The organism is Caulobacter sp. UNC279MFTsu5.1 (assembly GCF_900114015.1).
In the GTDB taxonomy this organism is placed as follows: domain Bacteria; phylum Pseudomonadota; class Alphaproteobacteria; order Caulobacterales; family Caulobacteraceae; genus Caulobacter.
In genome coordinates this window covers 1-22046 of sequence record NZ_FORN01000043.1, presented here as the reverse complement: position 1 = coordinate 22046, position 22046 = coordinate 1, and the positions used below count along the sequence as shown (strand labels likewise).

16 protein-coding genes are annotated in these 22046 nt (G+C 69.1%); 5 read left to right on the top strand and 11 right to left on the bottom strand.

Features of this window, described 5'->3' with window-relative positions; all coding sequences use genetic code 11:
• Positions 1-10 precede the first annotated feature (10 nt).
• From BM066_RS20115 to BM066_RS20075, 9 genes are all read right to left on the bottom strand, one after another.
• Positions 11-835, bottom strand: a complete 825-nt coding sequence (locus tag BM066_RS20115) for an SDR family oxidoreductase (protein WP_018062594.1) — start codon at positions 833-835, stop codon at positions 11-13.
• 10 nt (positions 836-845) lie between these two features.
• Positions 846-1616 (bottom strand): SDR family NAD(P)-dependent oxidoreductase, encoded by a 771-nt coding sequence (locus tag BM066_RS20110; RefSeq protein WP_018062595.1) that lies wholly within the window; start codon positions 1614-1616, stop codon positions 846-848.
• Positions 1613-2455, bottom strand: coding sequence for a sugar phosphate isomerase/epimerase family protein (locus BM066_RS20105; protein WP_018062596.1), 843 nt, complete (start codon positions 2453-2455; stop codon positions 1613-1615). Before BM066_RS20105 ends, BM066_RS20110 begins: the two co-directional genes overlap by 4 nt.
• Positions 2452-3201 carry an SDR family oxidoreductase gene (locus BM066_RS20100; RefSeq protein ID WP_018062597.1) on the bottom strand — a complete coding sequence of 250 codons (750 nt, stop codon included), beginning with the start codon at positions 3199-3201 and terminating at the stop codon, positions 2452-2454. The genes BM066_RS20105 and BM066_RS20100 overlap by 4 nt, the downstream gene beginning before the upstream one ends.
• Entirely contained in the window at positions 3195-4985 is a 1791-nt protein-coding gene (locus BM066_RS20095; RefSeq protein ID WP_089930103.1) for a thiamine pyrophosphate-binding protein, read from the bottom strand. The genes BM066_RS20100 and BM066_RS20095 overlap by 7 nt, the downstream gene beginning before the upstream one ends.
• Positions 4986-5092: 107 nt before the next feature.
• On the bottom strand, positions 5093-5548 hold the full coding sequence (locus BM066_RS20090) for a MarR family winged helix-turn-helix transcriptional regulator (protein ID WP_018062599.1): 456 nt from the start codon (positions 5546-5548) through the stop codon (positions 5093-5095).
• Positions 5549-5695: 147 nt separating this feature from the next.
• Positions 5696-7147, bottom strand: a complete 1452-nt coding sequence (locus tag BM066_RS20085) for an amino acid permease (RefSeq protein WP_018062600.1) — start codon at positions 7145-7147, stop codon at positions 5696-5698.
• 88 nt (positions 7148-7235) lie between these two features.
• Positions 7236-8444, bottom strand: coding sequence for a M24 family metallopeptidase (locus tag BM066_RS20080; RefSeq protein ID WP_018062601.1), 1209 nt, complete (start codon positions 8442-8444; stop codon positions 7236-7238).
• Positions 8441-9718 (bottom strand): NAD(P)/FAD-dependent oxidoreductase, encoded by a 1278-nt coding sequence (locus BM066_RS20075; protein ID WP_029589499.1) that lies wholly within the window; start codon positions 9716-9718, stop codon positions 8441-8443. The genes BM066_RS20080 and BM066_RS20075 overlap by 4 nt, the downstream gene beginning before the upstream one ends.
• A 65-nt stretch (positions 9719-9783) precedes the next feature.
• Here BM066_RS20075 and BM066_RS20070 point away from each other — a divergent pair, with 65 nt between their 5' ends.
• From BM066_RS20070 to BM066_RS20060, 3 genes are all read left to right on the top strand, one after another.
• Positions 9784-10698 (top strand): dihydrodipicolinate synthase family protein, encoded by a 915-nt coding sequence (locus BM066_RS20070; RefSeq protein WP_018062603.1) that lies wholly within the window; start codon positions 9784-9786, stop codon positions 10696-10698.
• A gap of 125 nt (positions 10699-10823) precedes the next feature.
• Positions 10824-11822, top strand: coding sequence for a 4-hydroxyproline epimerase (locus BM066_RS20065; protein WP_018062604.1), 999 nt, complete (start codon positions 10824-10826; stop codon positions 11820-11822).
• 83 nt (positions 11823-11905) lie between these two features.
• Positions 11906-12547, top strand: a complete 642-nt coding sequence (locus BM066_RS20060; protein WP_018062605.1) for a GntR family transcriptional regulator — start codon at positions 11906-11908, stop codon at positions 12545-12547.
• A 36-nt stretch (positions 12548-12583) separates the two neighbouring features.
• Here the strand turns inward: BM066_RS20060 and BM066_RS20055 are convergent, their stop codons facing one another.
• Together BM066_RS20055 and BM066_RS20050 are read right to left on the bottom strand one after the other, a co-directional pair.
• Positions 12584-14371 carry a DUF885 domain-containing protein gene (locus BM066_RS20055; RefSeq protein ID WP_018062606.1) on the bottom strand — a complete coding sequence of 596 codons (1788 nt, stop codon included), beginning with the start codon at positions 14369-14371 and terminating at the stop codon, positions 12584-12586.
• A gap of 64 nt (positions 14372-14435) precedes the next feature.
• Positions 14436-16808: a glycoside hydrolase family 127 protein gene (locus tag BM066_RS20050; protein WP_018062607.1), complete on the bottom strand. Its 2373-nt coding sequence runs from the start codon at positions 16806-16808 to the stop codon at positions 14436-14438.
• Between the two features lie 215 nt (positions 16809-17023).
• On the opposite strand from BM066_RS20050, the gene BM066_RS20045 reads away from it, so the two are divergent.
• Positions 17024-19783 carry a DUF5695 domain-containing protein gene (locus BM066_RS20045; protein WP_018062608.1) on the top strand — a complete coding sequence of 920 codons (2760 nt, stop codon included), beginning with the start codon at positions 17024-17026 and terminating at the stop codon, positions 19781-19783.
• Between the two features lie 51 nt (positions 19784-19834).
• Positions 19835-21736 (top strand): peptide MFS transporter, encoded by a 1902-nt coding sequence (locus BM066_RS20040; RefSeq protein ID WP_018062609.1) that lies wholly within the window; start codon positions 19835-19837, stop codon positions 21734-21736.
• Positions 21737-22046 lie beyond the last annotated feature (310 nt).

Sequence of the window (22046 nt, the reverse complement as noted above, 5' to 3'; positions counted from 1 at the left end):
CATTGGATCGTCACAGCACGGTCCGCCCGCCGTCGATCAGGATGTTCTGGCCGGTCATGTAGCTGGAGGCGGGCGAGCAGAGGAACTGCACCGCCGAACGGTACTCCGAGACTCCGGCCATGCGGCCCATCGGGATCAGTTGGCTCAGCCGGCCGACGAAGTCCTCGGGATGATCGTTGAACACCCCGCCCGGCGACAGGGCGTTGACCCGCACCCCCTGCCCCGCCCAGTAACCGGCGAGATAGCGGGTCAGGCCCACCAGCCCGGCCTTGACCACCGAATAGGTCACCGGCTTGACCGGCTGCTCGTCTTCCGCGACGCCGTCCTTGCGGTACAGGCGCTGATCGGGCGCGATCACCGACAGGTCCGAAGCGATGTTGAGGATCACCCCATCCCCTCGCCGCGCCATCTCCGCGCCCAGCAACCGGGCGCACAGGAAGGCGCCGGTCAGGCCGACGGCGATCTGGAAGTCCCAGCTTTCCAGCGGGAAGTGCTCCAGGCGGCTCAATTCCGGACCGCCGGTGGCGGTGACCTTGGGATCGACGGCGGCGTTGTTGACCAGCACGTCGATCGGGCCATGCGCCTTGAGAACCGCGCGGATCGAAGCCTCGGAGGTGACGTCCAGAGGGGCGGCCACGAGGCGGTCGCCGTGAACCTCGCCCAGCGACCCGATGGCGGCTTGCGCCGCATCCAGGTCGAGGTCGGTCAGGATCACCCTGGCGCCGATCTCGGCCAGGGCGGCGGCGTGTTCGCGGCCCAGCAGGCCGCCCGCGCCGGTGACCAGGGCGGTCCGGCCTGTCAGGTCGAAGGCGGCGAGGCCGACGGGCTGCGTCATCGGAGGCTCCTCACGTCCGTGTTTGGCCGCCATCGACCACCAGCACCGCGCCGGTTACGAAGGCGGCGCGCGGCGAGGCCAGGAAGGCCACCGCGTCGGCCACGTCCTCCGGACGGCCTAGAACGCCCTGCGGCACGTCGCGGGCCAGCATGGCGGCGACCGCCTCGGGATTTTCGGCCTGCTTGCGGTCCCAGGTCCCGCCCGGGAACAGGATGTTGCCCGGGGCGACGCCGTTGATGCGGATCCCCTCGGCGGCGAACGGGCGCGACAGGCCGTTGATCGTGGCGTCCAGCGCGGCCTTGGCGGCCGAATAGGTCACCGGCGCGCCGAGCGCCTCGCGGCCGCAGATTGACGAGACGCAGACGATCGCCCCGCCGCCGTCCCGGTCCTTGGCGCGAGCCAGCAGCGGCCGCGCCGCACCGATCAGGTTGGTGGCTGTGAACAGGTTCAGCGCGATCACCCGCCGCCACTCATCCGGCGTCTCGCGACCCGGCGCGACCGAGGCGCCCGAGCCGGCGTTGGCGACCAGAATGTCCAGCCGGCCGAACCGGGCCTCGACGGCCGCCACCAGGCGTTCACAGTCCGCCGGTTCTGCGAGATCAGCGACCTGCCCCCAGGCCGCGCCGCCGACCTCGGCCATCGCCGCGTCCAAGCCCTCGCGGCCCCGCGCCGACAGGACCACGGCGCAGCCTTCAGCCGCCAGGGTCTTGGCGATCGCCAGGCCGATGCCGCGACTGGCGCCACCGACCAGGGCGACCTTGCCGTCGAGCTCCAGGTTCATGATCCGCCCGCCAGGTCCAAAACAAGGTCGCGATAGGCGCGCGCCGCGCCGAGATGGTCGCCGTCGGCGGCCCGGGCGGTCTGCAGGATGAGGAATCCGTCGTAGCCGACCTCGGCCAGCAGCTCGAATACGGCCGGCAGATCGGCGTCGCCCTGGCCAAGCGGCACGGTCGCGCCGCCCAGCACCCGGTCCTTGACGTGGACGTTGACCAAGCGCGGCGCGATCAGCGGGATCTCCTCGGCCGGCGCCCAGCCCAGGCTGGCGCTGTTGCCGATGTCGAAATTGATCCCGAAGACGTCGGCGGGAAAGGCCGCAATGAACCGGACCAACTGGGCCGGCGGATAGTCGCATTCGAACGCGATCCGCACCCCCGTCTCGCGCAACAGCGGGGTCAGCTGCGCCAGGCCCTCGGCCAGGGCCGCTTCCTCGGCCGGCGTCGCCACCGAGCCATTGTCGACCAGCGGAACGACCACGATCGACGCCCCGACCGCCGCTCCGGCCCGGATCACCGCCGCCATCTCCTCGATCAGGGCCGTTCGGGCCACACCCTCCGCTTTCCAGAACGGCGCCTGCATGAAGCAGTCGCCGGTGATCGACGAGACAACGACCCTGTGCGTGGCCGACAAGGCCCGAATCTCGGCCTGGCCTTCGGCGGTCATCAGCGGATTGGTGGCCAGGTCGTCATGGTCCAGCGTCCACTCCAGCCGCGCGAAACCCAGGTCCTTGGCCCGCGGGAACTCGTCTCGCCAATAGGGCCAGGGGAAGGCCTGGATCTTGCCGTCGATCTGCGGCGACAGCCGGCCCTGCATGAAACCGATGCGGCGAGCCAGGTCGCTCATGTCAGCCCCTTGGCGGTCCAGCCGCCGTCGATCACCAGGTCCTGGCCGGTCATGTAGCGCGATGCGTCCGAGGCCAGGAAGATCGCCGCCCCGATCAGGTCCCCGACCTCGCCCCAGCGGCCCAGGCAGGTGTGGCGCGCCCGGGCGGCGTGGCGTTCGGGATCGGCGAAGCTGGCGGCGGTCATGTCGGTGCGGATGTAGCCCGGGGCCAGTGCGTTGACCCGGATGTCGCGCGGCCCCAGGTCGACCGCCAGGGCTTTGGTCAGCAGCCGCAGGCCGCCCTTGGCCGCCACATAGCCCGGATTGCCGGGAAAGCCGACCAGGCTGTTGATGCTGGTGACGTTGATGATCGAGCCGCCTGACGTCATGTGCGGCGCGGCCGCCAGGCAGGCCGCATAGGCGGCGCGCAGGTTGACGTCGAGCGTCGCGTCGAACGCGGCCAGGGCCTGATCCGACGACGCCGAGACGCTGACCCCGGCGGCGTTGACCAGCACGTCGATGCGCCCGTGCTCGGCGACGATCTCGGCGACCAGCGCGTCCAGCCCCACGGCCACGTCGGCGGCGACATAGCGCACCGGCTGGCGGAACGCGTCGCGCGGCACCGGCGAGCGGGCCACACCGACGACCCTGGCCCCCGCCCCCGCCAGGCCCTCCGCCAGGGCGGCGCCGATGCCCCGCGACGCGCCGGTGACCAGGGCGACCTTGCCCTCCAGCGAAAACAGCCGGGCCAGGGCGGCGTCTACCATTGGATGTCGGACAGCGGCGTCGAGGACAGCTTGCCCTCGGGTGAGATCACCGTCTTGACGGTCGGCCCCAGGGACTCGGCGCGATCGATGATCAGGTCCACGAAGATCGGCGGGGCTTCGGCGTCCAGGGTCGGCAGCAAGTCGTCCAGGGCCGCTAGGCTATCGACGCGAGCGTAGCGCAGGCCAAAGGCCGGGGCGACCTGGCCGTAGTCGGGGATGAACACGCCGGACTCCCGTCCCGCCCCGCCCACCGCGCCGAAGTGGCGGTTCTGCGAGGCGTGGATCGAAGTGTAGCCGTCGTTGTTCAAGACGAAGAGCACGAACCCCTTTGGCGCGTAGTGGCTGAGGGTCGCCAGTTCCTGGACGTTCAGCATCAGCCCGCCGTCGGCCTCGACGCAGATCACTCGGCGGTCGGTGGCGAAGGCCGCGCCGACCGCTTGCGGCAGACCCAGGCCCATGGCGCCCAGCGAGGCGCCGAAGAAGCAACGGCTGTCTTCGCCCGGGGCGAAGAAGCGGATGAAGGCCTCGATCGCCGAGCCCGAACCAGTGGGCACGAACACCTTGCCAGCCGACCAGGCCGAGAGGCGCTGGGCCACGCCGAAGACGTTCAGGCTGTCGACCGTCAGGCGCTGGCGCTCGTCGGCCAGGTACTCGGCTCGGCGGGCCTCGCACCAGGCGCGCCAGTCGGCGGCCATGACATTGGAGACAGCCCCAGTCGACTGGACGGCGGCCGCCAGCGCGGAAAGGTCGGCCCGCAGCGTGCGGGTGTCGGCCAGGCCGGCGAACTTGGCCAGTTCGCCGGCGTCGACATCGACCATCAGCCGCTCGGCCTGGGCTCCGAAGTCGTGACGCTGGAAGGCCGTGGTGCCCAGGTCCAGCCGCGCGCCCAAGAACAGCACGCGATCGGCCTGGTAGAGGATCTGGTTGGCAGACAGCGGCGCCAGGCCGCCGGGCGCGCCGAAGTTCAGCGGATGGGCCGCCGGCAACTGGTCGGTCGACAACCAGGAGAACACCGCCGGCACGCCGTGCGCCTCCAGGAAGGTCCGCACCGCCTTGCCGGCCCCAGCTACGCGGCAGCCGTTGCCGACATAGACCAGCGGCCGCCGGCCGCCCAGCAGCCAGGTCAGAGCCTGGGTCAGCGAGGCGGCGTCGGATGGGGCGGCGTCACCGGCGATCCGATCGCGCACGGCTTGGACCGCCGCCAGCACCTCCTCGGGCGCGTAGTCGATCACCAGGTTCTGGACGTCGAGCGGCAGTTCGACGAACACCGGCCCCGGTCGGCCGGTGAAGGCCTCGGCGAAGGTCTCGATCAGCTCGTCGCGAAACCCTTCCGCGGTGATGCGGACGAAGCGCTTGACGCAGGGGCTGACCAGCTCGCGCGAACGGACCTCCTGGGCGCCGTGGGTGCGGGTGCCGAAACTGTCGATGTCGGCGGTCTTGACCTGGCCGGCCAGGACGATGACCGGGGCGCTGTCGCCATAGGCCGAGCACAGGCTGGTGATGGTGTTGGTCACCCCCGGCCCGGCCGTGACCACCGCCAAACCCGCGACCCGGTAGTCTGAAGCCTTGGCGTAGCCTTCGGCGCCGGCGGCGCAGGCTTGTTCGTGCTGGTTGTAGACCGCCTTGAGCCCGGGATGGGTCGAGACCGCCCGGTTCAGGTACATCGCCATCCCGCCGGTCAGGGTGAAGGCCGCGCGGGCGCCCAGCGCCGCGGCCAAGTCCACCGCGTACGAGGCGATATTGCGCTCGGCCGCTGGCCGGATCGGAGGACGAGAAAGACTCATGAAGCAACCACGCCGAAAACACCTGCATAGGCGGCGGACGGCGGCGCGATCAAGGTCGCCGCTTCAAGACGGATAAGAAGAGTCGTCCGCTCGACGGGAAAACGCCCCTAGTTGTCGTTCACATGCCGGATCAGGTTGTCGCGCACCCGCGAAACCGTCTTCTGGACCAGCGCGAACTCCTCCGGCTCCAGACCCGTGGCCTTGAGCAGCGTCTTCTGCCCGCCCTTCTCACGCAGCGCCCGGCCGGACGGCGTCAGGCTGACGATGACCTGGCGCTCGTCGGCCGGGTCGCGCCGCCGCTGCAGGTAGCCCTCGGCCTCCAGCTTCTTGAGGATCGGGGTCAGGGTGTTGGATTCGAGGAACAGCTTCTCGCCCAGGCTCTTGACGCTCTGGCCGTCCTGCTCCCAAAGCGCCACGATGATAATCCACTGGGTGTAGGTCAGCCCCAGCTCGTCCAGGATCGGCTTGTAGGCCCGGCCATAGGCCAGGTTGGCGGAATAGACCGCGAAACACAGGAAGTCGGCCAGTTTCGGGGTCGTAGCAGAAGCGTCGGGGGCGGTCATTGCGGCCTTTCGAACAGGCGACTGAAGCGGTTGACCTGAATATAAATCGGATCCGATGAAATCGGAAGATACCCCTTCTCCGGAACGGCTCCCAGACCTGCTCGACGTGCGCGCCGGACGTGACGTCCAGCAGGTCTGAGGGCGTCGCTATTCCGCCATGGCGCTGGCTTCGCGCACCGGAGGAGCATCGACGCCGCGCGCCAGCAGGCTCGTCCGGCGGCTATAGGCCAGATAAACTACTAGGCCGAGGAGGTTCCAGGCCACGAACCGGATCAGCGTCGCCGACGGCAGGCTGATCATGAAATAGAGACAGCCGACCACCGCCAGCGGGCCGACCACCCACGCCGCCGGACAGCGGAACAGCCGCGGCAGGTCGGGCCGGCGCACGCGCAGCACCATCAGGCACACGGCCACGCAGATAAAGGCCAGCAGGGTGCCGGCGTTGGACAGCTCGGCGATCTGGTCCAGCGGCAGGAACCCGCCGACCAGGGCCACGACCGCCCCGGTGATCAGGGTCAGGGTGACCGGAGCGCCGCTCTTGGGGTTCAGACGACCCATGCCGCGCGGCAGCAGGCCGTCGCGCGCCATGACGAAGAACACCCGGGTCTGGCCGAACATCATCACCAGGATGACGCTGGGCAGGGCGATGATGGCGGCGGCGGCGATGCCGAAGGCGGCGGCGGGGTGGCCCAGGCCGCGCAGGATGAAGGCCAGCGGCTCGCTGGAACGGGCGAACTCGGCATAGGGCCAGGCCCCGACCGCGCAGGCGGCGACCAGCATGTAGATCAGGGTGCAGATGACCATCGAGCCGATGATGCCGATCGTCAGGTCGCGCTTGGGGTTCTTGACCTCCTCGGCCGAGGTCGAGACCGCGTCGAAGCCGAAGAAGGCGAAGAACACGATGGCGGCGGCGGCCATCACGCCGCGCGGATGGCCCGCCTCGGTGTGGGCGGCGAAACCATAGGGCATGAACGGCGTGAAGTTATGGCCCTTGATGACCGTGAAGGTCAGACCGATGAACACCGCCAGGGCGACGATCTTGATCAGCACCAGCCCGATGTTCAGCGTCGCGCTCTCGCGCGCTCCCTTGGCCAGCAGGGCGGTGACGGCGACGGTGATCAGCACGGCCGGCAGGTTGATGATCCCTCCGGCGTGCGGTCCGGCCAGGATCTCGGACGGCAGGTTGATCCCGACGCTCTTGAGCAGGCCGACCATGTAGCCCGACCAGCCGACGGCCACGGCCGCGCAGGTGACGGCGTACTCCAGCACCAGGCTCCAGCCGACGATCCAGGCCAGGCCCTCGCCGAGCACCGCATAGGCGTAGGTGTAGGCGCTGCCTGCGGCCGGGATCAGGGTCGCCACCTCGGCATAGGCCAGGGCGGCGAACACGCACAGCACCCCGCAGGCGGCGAAGGCCAGGATCACCGCCGGCCCGGCCCGCTCGGCGCCGATGCCGGTCAGGGTGTAGATCCCTGTGCCGATGATGGCCCCGATGCCCAGGGCCAGCAGGTGCGGCCAGGACAGGGTCGGCTTCAGTCGACGGTCGGCCTCCACCGAGACGATCGCGTCGAGCGCCTTGCGGCGGGTCCAGAAGTTCATGCGATTACCCCCAGGGTGGTCTTTGACGGGCCGAGGACGACCGGCCGGGATGTGAAAACAAGCGCGTGCAAACCGGGACTCATCGGCCTCACGACGCACCGAACGGCGCATCGATCGAGGGCGAGGGCTCGGTGAACCAGGCCGCGCCGTCCTCGGTGACGTGAAAATGGTCCTCCAGCCGCACGCCGAACCGATCGGGAATGACGATCATCGGCTCGTTGGAAAAGCACATGCCCGGCGCCAGCGGCGTGGCGTCGCCGCGCACCAGATAGGGCCCCTCGTGAATCGACAGGCCGATGCCGTGGCCGGTCCGGTGCGGCAGGCCCGGCAGTGCGTAGTCGGGTCCCAGGCCGTAGCGCTGAAGCACCCGACGCGCCGTCTCGTCGATGACTTCGCAAGGAACGCCCGGCCGCACGGCGGCGAACGCGGCGGCCTGGGCCTCGTGCTCGATGTCCCAGATCCGCCGATGCTCGTCGCCCGGCTCGCCAAACACATAGGTGCGGGTGATGTCGGCGTTGTAGCCCTCGACCTGGCAGCCGGTGTCGATCAGCACCAGTTCGCCCTCCCCCAGGATCTGGTCGCCCGGCAGGCCGTGCGGGTAGGCGGTGGCGCGGCCGAACTGCACGGCGCAGAAGGTCGAGCCGCCATCGGCGCCGGCGGCGCGGTGGGCCGTGTCGATGAACCGCTTGACGGCGCTGGCGGCGATCCCCGACGCCAGCATGGCGGCGGCGCGACAGTGGACGTCCAGGGTGATGGCCTTGGCGTAGCGCATCAAGGCCAGTTCCGCCGGCGACTTGAGGCCGCGGCAACCGTCGATGACGGAGGCGGCGTCCACCGCCCGCAGGGATGGCGCGGCCTTGTCCAGGGCGCTGAACAGCGAGAACGGCGCGGCAGGATCCAGGGCCAGGAGGTCGGCCCCGATCTCGGACAGCGCCTGGGCCACCAGGGCCGCCGGACTATGGTGCTCTTGCCAGAGGCGGATGTCGGCCTCGATCTTCAGGTCGGCCTGCAGCGAGCCCAGCTCGAAGGCCGGACAGATCATGATCGGCCGCCCCTTGCGCGGCAGCAGCAGGGCCACCAGCCGCTCGGTCGCGCCCCACGGCACGCCGGTGAAATAGCGCAGACTGGCCCCCGCCCCGACCAGGAGCGCGTCGGCGCCCAGCGCCGCGGTCAGGACCCGCGCCCGCTCCAGCCGCGCCTCGTATTCGACGACGGCGATGGCCGGGGGCCGTCCGGGCCGGGGCGACAAGCCCGCCAGTTGCAGATCCATGGTCGAGCCGCCGACGCCCAGGGTCATGCCGTGTTCCTCTTGCGTAGGTCGCGCGGTCGCGCGAACCGGTCCAGGTCAAAGGGGGCTAGGTCGACCGCAGGGGTCGCTCCCCCCATCAGGTCCGCGACCAGCTCCCCGGTCACCGCCGCCAGGGTCAGGCCCAGGTGCTGGTGGCCGAAGGCGTAGTAAAGATTGTCGGCCCGCCGACCGACGCCGATGGCCGGAAGATAGTCAGGCAGGGTCGGCCGGGCGCCCATCCATTCGGCGACCGGCCCCTCCATCCGCACCCCCAGCTCGGCAAGGTGGCGACGCAGGCGCGCCCACTTGCGGGGATCGGGCGGCGAGGATTCGCGGCCGAACTCGATGAAGCTGGCGGCCCGCAGCCGGTCGCCGAAACGGGTGAGGATCAGCGAGCGGTCCTCGAACACCACGGGCGGCAGGTCGCCCCAATGCTTCGCGCCGCCTTCCAGGTGATAGCCGCGCTCGGCGATCACCGGCGCCACATGGCCCAGGTCGCGCAGCAGCGCGCCCGACCCCACGCCGCCCGCGACCAACACTCGCTCCGGCGCCAACCGCTCGCCATCCTCAAGCAGGACCTCGACGCGACCGCCGAAGGTTCGCAGCCCTGTGGCGCGACCGGTCCGCCGCCGCCCGCCCGAGGCCGTAAAGGCCTCGTCCAGCAACCTCAGGACCAGGGCGGGATCGCGCACCTGGCCTGTGTTCTCGAACCGCGCGCCGCCGGCGATCGGCGTCTTGATCGATTCCCGCAGTCGCCGCGCCAGCGGATCGGACAACACGCTGAGTCGGGCCTGGCCGATATCGGCGGCGCGCCAGGCCGCGAAGCCCGCGCGCGCGGTTTCCTGGCTCTCCCAGACGACGACATGGCCGTGCTCGACCAGCAGGTCGGGACGGTTCAGGCTGCCGGCCAGGCGCCGCCAGGCCGGCAGGGCGTCCTCCAGCAGGCTGTTCAGCGCCCGCCTGCCATGGGCCGCGCCCTCGGGGGTCGCGGCTTTTATAAAGCGCGCCGCCCAGGGTCCCCAGGCGGCGATGTCCGCCAGGCGGAAATCCAGCGCACCGCCCAGCGGGAACAGGCGGCCTAAGGCCGAGGCCAGGGCGGCGGGCGAGGCCAGCGGCTCGACCTGCTCCACCGCGATGTGGCCAGCGTTGCCGTAGGAGGCGGGTCGTGACAGGTTTTGCGGATCGAGCACCAGCACCGTCTCGCCGGCGCGGCGCAAGGCCAGGGCGCAGGCCATGCCGACCACCCCGCCGCCGATCACCAATGTTCCCGCCGCCTGCTCCACCTGGGCTTTACCTCCGTATCACCATTTCGTATACCGTAGACGAAGCAGTTAGAGGTGCAAGTCGTATGAGCTCCATGAATTGGTCGGGCGTGTTCCCGGCCGCCACGACCCAGTTCAAGACCGATCTGTCGATCGACATCGACGCCAGCCAGCAGGTGCTCGACGCCCTGGTCCGGGACGGCGTGCACGGCCTTGTGGTGCTGGGCACCTGTGGCGAAAATAATTCACTCGAAGCCGACGAAAAGCGCCAGATGCTGCGGGCCGCCGTCGAGGTGGTGGCCGGCCGGGTTCCGATCGTCGTCGGGGTCTCGGAATTGACCACCTCCCGCGCCGCCGTCTTCGCCAAGGACGCGGAGTCGCTCGGCGCCGATGCGCTGATGGTCCTGCCCGCCATGGTCTACGTGCCCACCGAGGCCGAACTCGAAACCCATTTCCGCACCGTCGCCCGGGCCTCCGCCCTGCCGATCATGCTCTATAATAATCCGCCGGCCTATCGCGCGGCGATCACCCTGGACGTGCTGGCCAGCCTGGCCGACGAGCCGACTATCGTGGCGGTCAAGGAAAGCGCGCCCGACACGCGCCGCTTCACCGACCTGGCGCGCGCGTTCGGAGAGCGCTTCATCCTGATGGCCGGCCTCGACGACGTCGCCCTGGAAGGCCTGCTGATGGGCGCCCGAGGCTGGGTCTCGGGCCTGACCAGCGCCTTCCCGCAGGAATCGGTGGCCCTGGTCGCGGCCGTCGACCGCGGCGACCTGGAGGAAGCCCGCCGCATCTATCGCTGGTTCATGCCGCTCCTGCACCTCGACGCCGAACACGACCTGGTGCAGTCGATCAAACTGGCCGAGCAGATCATGGGCCGCGGGTCGGAACGGGTGCGCATGCCCCGCCTGCCCCTGGCCGGCGCTCGCCGCGCGGAGGTGACCGCCATGGTCGAGGAAGCCGCCGCCAACCGACCGCTCCTGGCCCAGGCCGCAGCCTGAAGCTAGAGCATTTTCGAGCGAAGCGGAAACCGGTTCGCATGAAGAAAGTGCTTTAAAACAAATATTTAGGGCGTCCACCTGATGCAATCAGGTCGGGAAACGCTCTAGAGCGCAAGAGGAAGTCCATGCGCCACACGTTCTTTTGCATCGACGGCCACACGGCGGGCAATCCGGTGCGCCTGGCGGCCGGCGGCGCGCCGCTGCTGCATGGCGACACGATGAGCGCGCGGCGGCAGGACTTTCTCGCTCGCTTCGACTGGATCCGCACCGGCCTGATGTTCGAGCCGCGCGGCCACGACATGATGTCGGGCGGTTTCCTCTACCCGCCCACCCTGCCCGACTGCGACGCCGGGATCCTGTTCGTCGAGACCAGCGGCTGCCTGCCGATGTGCGGCCACGGCACGATCGGCATCGTCACCTTCGCCCTGGAGAACGGCCTGATCAGCCCGCGCGAGCCCGGCAAGCTGAAGCTGGAGGTGCCAGCGGGCGTCATCGACATCGCCTATGAAACAGCGGGCGACAGGGTCACGGCCGTGAAGATCCGCAACGTCCCGGCCTATCTGGCCGAGGAAGGGATCGCGATCGACGTGCCGGGCTTTGGCCCGCTGACGATCGACGTGGCCTATGGCGGCAATTTTTACGCCATCATCGAACCCCAGGGCGCCTACACCGGCATCGACGCCCTGGGCGCCGCCGAGATCCTGCGGCTCAGCCCGATCGTCCGCACCCTGGTTCGCGACAAGGTCGAGCCGGTGCATCCGCTGGACCCGACCATCCGCGGCGTCAGCCACGTGCTGTGGGCCGACGCGCCCCGGGCCCCGGACGCCGATGGCCGCAACGCGGTGTTCTACGGCGACCGCGCCATCGACCGCAGCCCCTGCGGCACGGGCACCTCGGCACGCCTGGCCCACCTGGCGGCCAAGGGCCGGCTGAAGGTCGGCGACGCCTTCGTACACGAGAGCATCATCGGCAGCCGCTTCATCGGGCGCGTCGAGGCCCAGGTCGAACTCGGCGGGCGGGACGCGATCATTCCCTCGATTCAGGGATCGGCGATCGCCACCGGCCACAATATCCTCTGGATCGACCGCGCCGATCCGTTCTGGGCGGGCTTTCAGGTGATCTAGACTCCCGCCAACGGGCGGAATCCAGTATACGATCGTGCTCGCACCGCGCTGGAGCGGTCCGCCAAGAGGTTCAGCCTGCGCCTATGAACATCGTCGTCCGCACGCTGTCCGACCAGACCTATGAGATCGTCAGGCGCCGCATATTGGTCGGCGCGATGCAGCCCGGAACCGCCGTACGCCAGGACGTCATCGCGGCCGAGCTGGGCGTCAGCAAGATTCCGCTGCGCGAAGCCCTGGGCCGCCTGGAGCAGGACGGCCTGCTCAGTTCCTATCCCAACCGCGGCTACGTGGTTCGCGACCTGTCGACCGACGAAGCCAGCGAGGTCTTCGCCCTGCGCCTGAAACTCGAGCCCGGCGCGGTCGCCGAGGCCTGCCTGCGGGCCACGCCGGCCGACCACGCCGCCGCCGAAAAAGCCCTCCTGGCGCTGGAAGCCGAGTTGGCCAAGCCCGACGGCGACCATGTCAGCTTCAATCGCGCCTTCCACCTGGCGCTGGTGCGCCCCGGCGGCCACATCACCTTCCAGCTGATGGAACGGCTGCAGATCCTCGCCGAACGCTATGTGCGGGTGCATCTCGAGCCCTTGGGACGCGACGAGCGGGCCAGCCAGGAGCACCGCGAGATCCTGGCCGCCTGGACGCGAGGCGACGCGGCGGAGGTCGAGGCGCTGACCGCCAATCACATCCTCGGCACGCTGTCGGACCTGAAACAGCAACTGTCGGCCTGACGAGGCCGGTCGAAAGTATCGCCGGCGAGGGATATCTCATTCCTCATCGGGATAGGGGCCTTTGCCGCCCTCGGCGATCAGCTGGTCGACGCGAGCGTCGATCACGGGCAGCGGGACCGAGCCCAGCTCCAGCACGGCGTCGTGGAAGGCGCGGATGTTGAACTTGGGACCCAGGGCCTGCTCGGCCCGCTTGCGCGCGTCGATGAAGGCTAGCATGCCCATGTAGTAGGACAGGGCCTGCCCCGGCCAAGCGATGTAGCGATCGACCTCGGTCTGGATCTCATGGTCGGCCATGGCGGTGTTGTCGTGCAGGTACGCCTGAGCCTGCTCGCGGCTCCAGCCCTGGGTGTGGATTCCCGTGTCGACGACCAGCCGCGCCGCGCGCCACATCTGGTAGCTCAGCATGCCGAACCGGTCGTAGGGCGTCTCGTAGAGGCCCATGTCCTCGCCCAGCGCCTCGGAATACAGCGCCCACCCCTCGCCGTAGGCCGACAGGTAGGTGTCGCGGCGATAGGCCGGCAGGTCCTTGTTCTCGGCGGCCAGCGGCATCTGGAAGGCGTGGCCCGGCGCGCTCTCGTGCAGGGTCAGGGCCATCAGTGAGTACAGCGGACGGGACGGCAGGTTGTAGGTGTTGACCAGATAGATGCCCGGGCCGCCGCGACCGCCGGTGTAGAAGGGCGCGATCTCATCGGGCACCGGGCGGATGGCGAAGCGGCTGCGCGGCAGATGGCCGAACCACTGGGACGCCTTGCCGTCGAAGCGCTTGGCGTCCCAGGCCGCGCGATCCAGCAGATCCTGGGGCGTCTTGGCGTAGAAGCGCGGGTCGGTCCGCAGATAGGTCAGGAAGGCCGGAAGGTCGCCCTCGAACTTCACCTCCTTCATCACGTCCAGCATCCGGCCGCGGATCTTGGCGACCTCGGTCAGGCCGATCTGGTGGATCTGGTCCGGCGTCAGGCCGGTGGTGGTGAACTCGCGGATCTTGGACCGGTAATAGGCCTTGCCATCCGGCAGGTCGTAGGCCGCCAGGCTCCGCCGCGCGCCGGGGATGTATTCGTCGCGCAGGAAGGTGCGCAGGCGCGCATGGGCGGGGACCACCGCCTGGGCGATGGCCTCGACGGCCTCGCGGCGCAGCGCCGCCTGTCCTGCCGGCGGAATGTTGGCCGGCAAGGTCTTGAACGGCGCATAGAAGGGCGAAGCCTCCAGCGTGGCGGCGTCGGCGACCAGGGCCACGCCGGCGTCGCGTCCCAGCAGGGTCACCTGAGCCGGCGTGAAGCCTCGCGCCAGCCCGGCGCGCATGTTGACGATCTGCTGGTCATAGTAGCGCGGGATGTCCCGCATCATCGCGATATAGCTGCGATAGTCCGCCTCGGTCCGGAAGCTTCCCCGCGCCGTTTCCGCGACGTCGCCCCAGAAGCTGCTGTCGGCATTCAGCGGCTTTTCGTATTCGCGGTAGTGCTGCTCGGCGAGCAGCGCGTCGATCTGGCCCTTGTAGACGGCGTAGTTGACCTGGTTCTTCGTCGACAGCCTGGCGACCGGCAGGTCCGCCAACTGCTGGGCCACCGTGGTCCAGCGCGCCAGCCGCGCGGCCTGCGTCGACGGGCCGACGTCGGGAAGCTTGAACGTCCCTCCCTTGGGACCGTCCTCGCTGGGCCCGCTCTGCGCCAGGCGCCAGGCGTATTCCTCGGTGGAGATCGTCTCGAACCGCTTGTCGGCCGAGCTGGCCCGCACGGCCGGGGGATTGGCCAGGGCCGGCGAAATGGCCAGCATCGGCGCGGTCGCCGCCAGACACAGCACCGCCGTATCCGAAAACCCGGTTCGCCGCATGTTTAGCCCTTCCGCTCAAGCAACATCATGATGTCCCGATGGAGCCCCGGGATGCCTCCCGGCCTCACGCCGTGGACGCGGGCTTGGCGGCGAACAGTTGCACGCCGAAGACCGGACCCGCCGTGCTGCGCTCGCGCGGCGCGAACCGCACCCTGACCTTGGTCTTGCCCTTGGTCAGCGCCTCGGGCAGCGGATACTCGACGTCGAAGAACTTACCGGGATGGTCGGCCTCAAGGTGTTGAGAGGCGACCTTCACGTTGTCGACCAGGATGTCGAAGTCACGCTTACGCTCGTCGCCCCAGTAGGTCGCCTGCAGGACCAGCGGGCCGGGCCGCAGCTTCATGTCGAACTCGAAGAACCCGCCCGAGCGGGCGTCGCGGCCGTTGCGGTTTCGGTAGGCCACCGGATAGGACAGCTCGGAGGTCAGGTTGTGGTCGCGTTCGGGCTGCATCTCGCCCAGGTGCATGATGTCGACCGAGCGCGCGCTGATGTCCTTGGCCCTGGCCTGCTCTGCCAGGAACGCGGCTTCCTCGGTCTTCCAGGCGTCCTCGGTGAAGCGCCTGAAATAGACCGCGCTGCGGCGCTCGTACTGGCTGTAGAACGGCACGAAGGTCAGGTCGCCGGGCCGGCTGACGCCTCGGGCGACATAGAGGGCCTTCTCCGGCGCCGTGGCCTGGAAGCCCGTCAACACCGCCTCGCCGACCAGGGCCGGATCGACGTCCTTCCAGGGCTCGCTGTTAGGTCCCAGGTCGGCCGCCAGCACCATCGGTCCCCGGAGCACAGCCACCGTGGTGTCGTCACCCGGCGTCGCCTCCAGCCGCAGGTCCAGCGGCATGGCGATGGCCACCACGTCACCCGCCCGCCAGCGACGATCGACCAGGGCGTAGCCGCCAGCCGTCTCGGGCGTGACGGCCTGGCCGTTGACGCTGACCTTGGCCTGGCCCTTCGCCCAGGCCGGCACGCGCAGGGCGATGGTGAAGCGCCCCGGCTTGGCTAGCTTGGTCAGGGTCAGGCGCGATTCCCGTTCGTAGGGATAGCGGGTCTCGAGCTTCAGGCTCGCGCCGCGCGTCGTCCACTGGGCCTCGGCCGGGATGTAGAGGTTGACCAGCAGCGTCCCCTCGCCTTCCCAGAAGATCGACTCGCCATGCTTGGCGTGGCTCTCCATGCCGGTGCCGACGCAGCACCAGAACGCGTCGTCGTCATTGGTCGAATAGCCCCGCTCCGCGCCTGTCAGCAGTGGCGTCATATAGGTGAAGCCGCCGGTCTTGGGGTTCTGCGCCGCCATCACATGGTTCAGGTGGGCGCGCTCGTAATAGTCGAACAGCCCGCCTTCCGGCCGCCAGCTGTAGAGCTGCCGGGTCAGCTTGAGCATGTTGTAGGTGTTGCAGTGCTCGCAGGTCTGTTCGCTGATGTGGGCGGCGATGGTGTCGGGCGCGGCGAAGTACTCGCGGTCGGCGTTGCCGCCGATCACGTAGCTGTGGTGGTCGGTGACCGTGCTCCAGAAGAACCGGGCCGCCGCAGCATCCTGCGGCTTGTCCGTCAGCTCGTAGAGCCGCCCCAGCCCGATCAGCTTGGGCACCTGGGTGTTGGCGTGCAGGTTGGCCAGTTGGTCCTGCTGGGCGACCAGCGGATCCAGCACCTTACGGTCATAGAGCCGCTCGGCGACCACCAGCCAGCGACGATCGCCGGTGCGGGCGTAGAGTTCGGCATAGCTCTCATTGAGTCCGCCATATTCGCAGCCCAGCAAGGTCTGCATCTGCTCGTCGCTCAGCGCGGCGAAGACGCGCTCGAAATAGCCGCCCAGCCCCACCGCCACGTCGAGCGCCTGCCTGTTTCCCCAGGCGCGATGAACGTCGAGCAGGCCCGCGAAGGTCTTGTGCACGGTGTAGAGCGGCGACCACGAGCCGTTTAGGTCGAAGCCGCCGGAGCGGATGTCGCCCTTCATCACCTCGCCGAAGATCTCCTCGCCATCGACGACCTTGCCGTCCTTGCGCTTGCGCTGCAGGGCGCCGACGTAGCCCGTGCCGCGCTTGGCCTGAGCCCTGGCCAGCTCGCTCACGATGTAGTCGGCGCGCCGCCGGCATTCGGCGTCGCCGGTCTGCTCGTACATCATAACCAGGGCCGATATGTAGTGGCCAAGGGTATGACCGGCGATCGTATCGGACTCCCAGCCGCCATAGATCTCGCCCTTGGCGGGCAGGCCGGCGAAGGTCATGAAGTTGTGCAGGAAGCGGTCGGGGCTCAGCCGCAGCAGGTAAGCCCGATTGACCTCGACCGCGGTGGCATATTCCGACGGCAGCAGGCGGACCGACGACAGCGGCAGGGGCGCAGCCTTGGCCGGAAGCGCAGCGTCGCGGGCCTTGGCCAGGGCGCTGATCGGCTGGGCCATTCCAGCGAACGCCGCGGCCGTCAGCATCAGATCACGGCGCGTCGCCATCGGTCATTCCCCAACATTTGATACCGTATACGATCTTAGGATTACGCCTTTCGCTCGTCAATCCGGCTGCGGACAAAAGGCGGCGATCCCCAGGGAGCCGCCTCCACGCGCATCGAGCGCTCGCCCCACAAGATCATATACCGTATAATTTCCTTGACCTCGCATCGATGAACCGGTTTGTGCGAACACGAACGGCGGAAAATGACGAGGCTCCGATGACGAACCGTCGCCTGGCGGCCCTGGCGGCCCTGCTGCTGGCGGCCACGCCGCTGGACCTGGCCGCCAGCAGCAGGGCGCACGCACAGGAGCCCGCGGCGCCGGCCAAGAAGGTCTTCAAGCCGATCGCCAGGACCGGCTATCGCACCGCCCAGTTCCGGCTGGAATTGCGCGCCGACACCCAGACCCTGGCCCGGTTGTCGCCGACGGCCGACGCCGGCTTCGACTTCGTCCCCGGCGCGCGGGAGGCCGAGCGCCAGGGCGACGGCTATGTCCATGTCGGCGACATCCACCTGCGCCTGCGCACCGAGGGCGGCGCCTGGCGCGACTTCAGTTCGGCCCGCCAGCGCAAGCCCATCCGCCGGCTGGCGGCCGGCGGCGCGACCCTGGCGGCGGCCGACATCACCGCGTCCCTGGATCCGGATTCGCCGCTTCGCGTCGAGCGCCGCTGGGTCGCCGAGGGCGGGGCGCTGGCCCTGCGTTTCGTCCTGACCAACACGTCCAGGCAGGCCGTCGAGGTCGGCGGACTGGGCCTGCCGATGGTGTTCGACAACATCATCACCGACCGCTCGCTGGAGGAGGCCCACGCCCAGGCCAGCTTCGTGGATCCCTATATCGGCCGCGACGCCGGCTACCTGCAGGTGACCCGCCTGAACGGCAAGGGTCCCGCCCTGCTGGTGCTGCCCGAGAAGGCGACGCCGCTGGAGGCCTATCGGCCGATCCAGCAGGCCGGCCACGGCGCCAGGCCCGGCGACATCTTCACCGACCGCAGCGCGCGCGGCCAGACCTCGGAGGGCTTCTACGACTGGACGATCGCCAGCAAGGGCTTCGCCGAGCAGGACTGGAAGACCGCCGGCGAACAGTGGAACACGCCCACCAGTTTCTCCCTGGCTCCCGGAGCCAGCCGCACGATCGGCGTTCGCCTGGTCACCGCGCCGTCGATCCGAGCCATTGAGGACACCTTGACCGCCAACGGCCGTCCGGTCGCCGTCGGCATCCCCGGCTATGTCGTGCCCACCGACCAGGACGCCACGCTGTTCCTGAAGTCGCCCAAGCCGGTGGCCCGGATCGAGAGCTATCCGGCCGGAGCGTTGACCGCCACGCCGGTGAAGTCGGGGACCGGCTGGTCGCGCTACGCCGTCCGGGCGACGGGATGGGGCCGGGCGACCTTGTCGATCACCTATGCCGACGACAGCGTCCAGACCGTCTCCTACTTCATCACCAAGCCGCTCGAGCAGGCCATGGCCGACCTGGGCCGGTTCTCGACGACCCGGCAGTGGTTTGAGGACCCGTCCGATCCGTTCCACCGCTCGCCAGGCATCCTCACCTACGACCGCCAGGCCGACAGGATCGTCACCCAGGATCCGCGGGTCTGGATCTCCGGCATGAGCGACGAAGGCGGCGCGGGCAGCTGGGTCGCGGCGATGATGAAGCAGTTGGACAATCCCGACGCCGGCGAGGTGGCCAGGCTGGAGCGGGTGGTCGACGAGACCATCGTCGGCGGGCTGCAGGTCGCCGAGGGCGAGCACGCCGGGGCGGTAAAGAAGAGCCTGTTCTACTACGCCCCCGACGCGCTGCCGACCTATTACGATCCCAAGACCAACTGGAAGACCTGGACCTCGTGGTCGAAGAAGGATGCGGACGACCTGGGCCGATCCTACAACTATCCGCACGTGGCGATCGGCCACTGGGTGCTCTACCGCCTGGCCCGCAACCACGACGGCCTGGTCAAGGCCCACGACTGGCGCTGGTATCTCGACCACGCCCAGATGACCGCCGTGGCGATGATGCGCGACGCCCCCTACTACGCCCAGTTCGGTCAGATGGAGGGCGACGTCTTCGTAGACATCCTCGAGGACCTGCGCCGCGAGGGCCTGACTGACAAGGCCGATGCGCTGGAGGCTCTGATGAAGAGCCGGGCCGACCATTGGAAGACCCTGCCCTACCCGTTCGGCAGCGAAATGGCCTGGGACTCCACCGGCCAGGCCGAGGTCTATGCCTGGATGCGGTTCTTCGGCCACCAGAAGCAGGCCGACGAGACCCGCGAGGTGATCCTCGCCTACGATCCGACCATCCCCAGCTGGGGCTATAACGGCAACGCCCGGCGCTATTGGGACTTCCTCTACGGCGGCAAGGTTCCGCGCATCGAGCGGCAGATCCATCACTACGGCTCGACCCTGAACGCCGTGCCGCTGTTCGACGCCTACCGCGCCGATCCCGGCGACCTGCACCTGCTGCGCGTCGCCTATGGCGGCTTGATGGGCGGGATCACCAACATCGACCAGGAAGGCTTCTCGTCGGCCGCCTTCCACTCGGCGCCCGACATGATGTCCTGGGATCCCTACAGCGGCGACTACGGCATGGGCTTCTTCGGCCACGCCTATGCGGCGGCGACCTATCTGGTCAACGATCCGACCTTCGGCTGGCTGGGCTTCGGCGGCAATGTCAGCCAGGGCGACGGCGTCGTTCGGATCGAGCCCAAGGACGGGGCGCGCACCCGCCTGTTCGTGGCTCCGATCGGCGCCTGGCTGACCCTGGAGGCCGGCAAGATCGACGCCGCCGCTTACACCCCCGCCACCGGCAAGCTGACCCTGACCCTGGCGGCGCGCGACGCGGCCACCCCGGCGGCCCGGCTGCGGGTGAAGGCCACCACCAAGGGCGCCCGCCCCTATAGACCGGCCGGCGGCGTCCTGGAACGGGGAGCCTACACCCTGCCCCTGACGGATGCGCCGACCACGATCGACCTGACCCCGAACTGATCCGCGAGGCCAGACCGACATGACCAGGATCGAACGCCACGGGGGCCGCCCATGAACATCGTCATCGTCATGGGCGCCCTGGTCACGCTGCTGACCGGCGTCCCCGTGCTGATCCAGCTGCTGCGGGACCACCCCCGGGGGCTGCTGATCCTGTTCTTCGCCGAGATGTGGGAGCGCTTCTCCTATTACGGCATGCGCAGCATCCTGATCTTCTACCTGACCCAGCACTTCCTGTTCGATCCGAAGACGGCCAGCGCCCACTACGGGTCCTACACCTCGCTGGTCTATCTGCTGCCGCTGATCGGCGGCTTCCTGGCCGACCGCTATCTGGGCGCCCGCAAGGCGGTGATCTTCGGCGCGGTCCTGCTGATCGCCGGCCACCTGACGATGGCGATCGAGGGCGCGCCAGCCACCCAGACCCTGACCTACGCCGGCCACACCTATGCGTTCGTGTCCGAGGGCCGCGGCGAAGGCCGGGTCTCGAGGCTGGTCGTCGGCGGCAAGCCCTACGCCGTGGCCGCGTCCAAGACCGGCGACTTCGCCGTCCAGGGCCTGCCGGCCGGCGCCCCGATCCCGGCCGTGCTGCCCGAGGGCCAGTACCAGCTGGGCGTCACGGGTCGGGACCCGGCCTATCTGAACGTCTTCTGGTTCGCCCTGGCCCTGATCATCGTCGGCGTCGGCTTCCTCAAGCCCAACATCTCGACCATCGTCGGCCAGCTCTATCCGCCGGGCGATCGCCATCGCGATCCGGGTTTCACGCTCTATTATTACGGCATCAATCTCGGTTCGTTCTGGGCCTCGATCCTGTGCGGCTTCCTGGGGGTGACAGTCGGCTGGTGGGCGGGCTTCGGCCTGGCGGGCCTGGGCATGGTCGCGGGCTTCGTGGTCTTCGTGCTGGGCCGGCCGCTGCTGAGGGGCAAGGGCGAGCCGCCGGCGGCCAAGCTGCTGGCCCAGCCGCTGCTGGGACCGCTGAACCGTGAAGGGCTGATCTACGGCCTGTCCCTGGCCGGCGTCGCGGCGGTGTGCCTGCTGGTGCGCTACACGGTGATGGTCAACTGGACCCTGATCGCCGGCATGCTGGCCTCGCTGGGCTACATCCTGTGGTTCATGATCGCCAAGTGCGACAAGGTCGAGCGCGAACGCCTGGGCTTGGCGGTGTTCCTGATCTTTGGCGCGGTGATCTTCTGGACCCTGTTCGACCAGGCCGGCTCGTCGCTGAACCTGTTCGCCGCCACCAATGTCGACCTCGACCTGGTCGCCGAGCCGGTGCGGCTGCTTGGCGGCGCCGTCACCCTGGCCGCGCCCGGACAGCTGGCGGCCGCGGGGATCGACAGGGCCTCGACCTTCTGGATCAACACCAGCTTCAACGCCGCCCAGACCCAGGCCCTGGGGTCCGGCTGGCTGCTGATCTTCGCCCCGGTGTTCGCCTTCCTGTGGACCTGGCTGGGCCAGCGCGGCAAGGATCCGAACCCGGTGGTCAAGTTCGGCCTGGCCCTGCTGCAGGTCGGCGGCGGCTTCCTGCTGCTGCAGCTGGGCGCGCATCTGGTCGACGGCGCCTTCCGCATGCCGCTGATCTTCCTGCTCTTGATGTACATGCTGCACACCACCGGCGAGCTGTGCCTGTCGCCGGTCGGCCTGTCGCAGATGACCAAGCTGTCGCCGGCGGCGATGGTGTCGTTCGTCATGGCCGTCTGGTTCATGGCCGTGTCGATCGCCGGCAAGGTCGGGGGCTTCATCGCCGGCCTGACGGCCACCGAGACGGTCGGCGGCCAGGTGCTGGACCCGAGCGCGGCCCTGGCTCGGTCGCTGGTGGTGTTCAACTGGATCGGCGGGATCGCCATGGTGATGGGCCTGGGCTTCCTGGCCCTGGCGCCGATCCTCAAAAAGTGGTCGCACGGCTCGGACGAAACCGACCATCACGCCCCGGTCGACACCGCGACAAAGGCCGGTTGAACCGCCGACGCCGCGATCCCCCTCCGGGCCACCTCCCCCAGAGGGGCAGGATCCATGGACGCCGCGCCAGATGCTCCCCCTTTGGGGGAGCTGTCGCGGAGCGACTGAGGGGGTCGCGCGCACGGCCTGGCCGCCACGCGCTTTCGCTGCGATGGGTGGGAAGGGTGCGAAGCGCCCGGGCCTCGCCCGGAATAGCTTTGATGTTGTGTACCGTTTCGACGAAGTGCAGGCGCTTCGCGTGGAGCCGTTATCCGGAAGCCTTCGGATCGCGGATTTTTAACCCGCTCCGATGGAGGCCCCCGACGGGCGG